Source organism: Alkalibacterium thalassium, from assembly GCF_900101165.1.
Taxonomy (GTDB): domain Bacteria; phylum Bacillota; class Bacilli; order Lactobacillales; family Carnobacteriaceae_A; genus Alkalibacterium; species Alkalibacterium indicireducens.
Genome location: NZ_FNFK01000102.1, coordinates 1 through 2916, shown reverse-complemented (window position 1 = coordinate 2916; position 2916 = coordinate 1). Strand labels below are relative to the sequence as shown.

The following is a 2916-nucleotide window of genomic DNA, read 5'->3' as shown; positions in this document are numbered from 1 at the left end:
TCATATTTGGCATATCGTTTCAGAACACGATCGACGGTCCCTTTTTCAAAGGCAGAACGAAGACGTAAAAGTAATTCATGACAACTGATAAACAGCGTACGGTAGCCTTGATGACATGCTTCAATGCCTAATGCGATGACAAGGTGTGTTTTCCCTACACCAGGGTTTCCAATGAAAACTAAGTTTTCTTTTTTCTCCATGAAAGCCATATGTTTCAAGTCTAGAATCTCTTTTTTGTTAACGCTTGGTTGAAAGTTGAAATCAAATTCTTCAAGTGATGTCCGTTTGGGAAAGTGTGCGCGCTGGATGACACGTTCCACAGTCTGATTCGTTTGAAAGTCTAATTCTTGATTAGTTAATTCTAGAAGAGCTTCTGTTAAAGAAAGCTCATCCCGATTGGCAATTTCAACATAGTTTGGCACATATTCTCTCATATGTTTTAAATTCAAGGCCTCTAGATTATTTAATAGCTTTTGATAGTTACTGCTCATTCGAAGGCACCTCCAGTAAATCATATTGCTTTAAACTTCGTTTAATATGTTCTTGGATGTCATCTTCTTCTTTGTGGCTCATGACATCTGATTTAAGTATATGAACCAAATCTTCTTGGTTATAGTTCAATCTTTTTGTGGTAAGTGGGTGCGAACGAATCTGTTCTCCGTTATAATAAATGTGCACGTGCTCTTCGTTTTCGGAAAGATCCAAGTCAACTTCTTTTCCGATATAGCGAGGGTCTACAGAGTACCTACATTTGCGGAAAATGACCATTGCTTCCTTTGTGACTTTACGGCGAATAGAGTCTTCAAAATAAGGATTTAACAAGTCATCTTTTAGCTTATGGAGGTGCTCTTTTTCATTTATTTTCCAAAGTATATCAGGAATCTCGTCCGTTGCTTGAGACACTTCCGAATTTAATTCATCACAAAGTTCGTCAACGATTCGAATGAGGTCTGTCGAATCATAAAATTCATGATTGTAAACCCGTAACCGGTCCATTGTTCTAGCGAGAGCTTCTACGCTGCCTTTTGTTTGGGGGCGAAAAGGACGACAGACCATTGTTCTGAACCCTGCATCTTTACTAAAAGAATAGAAGCGATCGTTTAAATGAACCTGAGAGAATTGAGTTCGTGATCGGTCGACGACAGTTTTCATATTATCGAACCATATTTCTTCTGGAACACCACCGGTGTGATAAAAGGTATCATTCATGCACTCAAACAATGTATCTTGTTTACGATCAAAGGTAAGCGTAATAAATTTCTTCTTTGAGTAGGGCAATATATAAAGGAAAATATTAAAGCGGAAGACTTCTCCCTGACCGCTTATCAGTCGCATTTCTTCTTTCCAATCGATTTGTGCTGAAAGACCAGGCGTATATTCGACGCGTACCGTTGCTTTCTGTATCCGTTCTTTTTTCACTCCACGGCAATAGTCTCTAACCAGACTGTAACTCCCATCGAACCCTTTCTTTTGTATGAATTTGAAGATACTTTTAGCGGTACATTGATCTTCTAACTTAGTATCTATGATTTGTTTGAATGAATCTAATTTACTCGGATATGTCCTCCTTGTTTTAGGTTTATTACCTTGTAACGCTTCTTCATACGCTGCTTTAACCGTACGATAGTCACATCCGTATTGTTCCGCTAACGCAGTATAATTGGGCTTTATGCCATCAATCATATGTTTTTTCACTCCTTCTCTGATATCTCTTCTTTACATATAGACAAAGAGCAATAAAATTAACTACTAAAAATTCAGTTTAATAATTTACAAAAGCATTCCATTATAAAGTTGGGATGTTTTTTTATATTGAAAGGGGAACTTATAATGAAGCGTGGATATGCAAGAGTAAGTACTACAGGACAAGATTTACAGTCTCAAAATGAAAGATTAAAAGAAGAAGGGTGTGAGATTATTTATTCTGAGAAGTTTACTGGTACTAATGAACAAAGGACTGAATTCCAGCGATTACTAGGCGATTTAGAAGACGGAGACACATTAGTTGTAACCAAGCTCGATCGCTTCGCTAGAAGTACCAGAGACGCCCTAGATACGATTGGAGATCTTTTCAATAGAGGTGTTAGGACACACGTTTTAAACATGGGAATAATCGAGAATACGCCTACTGGACGACTGATTTTTACAATCATGTCGGCCTTTGCTGATTTTGAAAGGGATTTAATAGTTGAGCGCACTCAAGAAGGGAAAGCTATAGCCAGACTAAAAGAAGGCTTTAAAGAAGGGCGTCCCCATAAGTATTCAAAAAGCCAGATGGATCACGCTTTAAAATTATTAGAAAATCATTCGTACAAACAAGTTGTAGAGAAAACCGGTATTAGTAAAAGTACACTAATACGCCACAAGAGAAAAGCAAAATAATAAGAGTATATTACCAGTTTTCATTTAGGATTCAGTAAGAATATGTTTATAATAGACGTGTCGAAAAAGTGAATTATATTTTACGAATAGGAGCATTAATGTGGAGATTGAAGGCATTAAAATAAAAAATGAAAAGACTTACCAAGTCATTAAACAAATTTTAAAACGAAAAGAGGGCAGACCAACCAAAAGACTGTTTTGCTACTAAGATTATTTGCTGAAGGCAATATTGATGCAAAAGAACTCGAAATATTAAACCATTTTGATGTTCTTGATGAGCATAAAAGAAATAAGAATGATAAAAGTTATCAAAAATCTTGGGAAGGAAATGGAAGAGTTTTTACTGGTATCAAAGAGTTGCATTTCAAATATGATGAACAACAAAAGTTCTTTGCTACTATTTTAGAAATAGTAAACACAGGCGAGTCTAACAATATTATGCCTGAATAATTCATAGTACCTTGTCAGAACAGGCATTTATCCCGCTTTGATAAGGTTTATCACTCTATTCCTTCTTCACCCGTTGGGTGAAGA

General features: G+C 36.4%; 4 protein-coding genes. 2 read left to right on the top strand and 2 right to left on the bottom strand.

Features of this window, described 5'->3' with window-relative positions; translation table 11 throughout:
* The coding region (locus BLR76_RS11375) for an ATP-binding protein (protein ID WP_091269016.1) at nucleotides 1–491 on the bottom strand (491 nt) is incomplete at its 3' end.
* Nucleotides 481–1683, bottom strand: a complete 1203-nt coding sequence (gene istA, locus BLR76_RS11370; protein ID WP_091269014.1) for an IS21 family transposase — start codon at nucleotides 1681–1683, stop codon at nucleotides 481–483. The genes istA and BLR76_RS11375, both read right to left, overlap by 11 nt.
* A gap of 147 nt (nucleotides 1684–1830) precedes the next feature.
* On the opposite strand from istA, the gene BLR76_RS11365 reads away from it, so the two are divergent.
* Together BLR76_RS11365 and BLR76_RS11360 are read left to right on the top strand one after the other, a co-directional pair.
* Nucleotides 1831–2382 carry a recombinase family protein gene (locus BLR76_RS11365; protein ID WP_091269012.1) on the top strand — a complete coding sequence of 184 codons (552 nt, stop codon included), beginning with the start codon at nucleotides 1831–1833 and terminating at the stop codon, nucleotides 2380–2382.
* Nucleotides 2383–2580: 198 nt separating this feature from the next.
* Complete coding sequence (locus BLR76_RS11360) at nucleotides 2581–2832, top strand: hypothetical protein (RefSeq protein ID WP_091269010.1); 252 nt, start codon at nucleotides 2581–2583, stop codon at nucleotides 2830–2832.
* Nucleotides 2833–2916 lie beyond the last annotated feature (84 nt).